Annotated in this window: 1 protein-coding gene; it reads right to left on the reverse strand. The window is 34.6% G+C overall.

Features of this window, described 5'->3' with window-relative positions; translation table 11 throughout:
* Positions 1-27 precede the first annotated feature (27 nt).
* Positions 28-341, reverse strand: a 314-nt coding sequence (locus R0J88_RS19165) for a hypothetical protein (protein WP_410900755.1), incomplete at its 5' end; no start/stop codon positions are given.

The following is a 341-nucleotide window of genomic DNA, read 5'->3' on the forward strand; positions in this document are numbered from 1 at the left end:
CTGGTACCACCTCGTAGGTAGTATGTATTAGAAGTTAAGATAGTAACCATTTTGTATAACGAATTTTTTGAAATCTTCTCTTACACGTGACACACGTTTTTGAATAGCACCTGTATATTTATCACTTCCATAGAAATTTGCTAAAGCTAAAGTTAAATCTTTTTTCTGATACCCTTCAGCCGAATACTCTAGCATTACCTCAATTACTTCAGCTTCTGTCGGTTTGACTTCCCAATACGCATCTAAAAGCTTAGACAAGTCTATTCGTGCAGCCTCCATGTATGTATCAGTAACCTTTAAATTATCATCGGTATATCTATCCTCTATGGAATATTTATTAC

The organism is Pseudoalteromonas sp. SIMBA_162, assembly GCF_046535955.1.
In the GTDB taxonomy this organism is placed as follows: Bacteria; Pseudomonadota; Gammaproteobacteria; order Enterobacterales; family Alteromonadaceae; genus Pseudoalteromonas; species Pseudoalteromonas marina.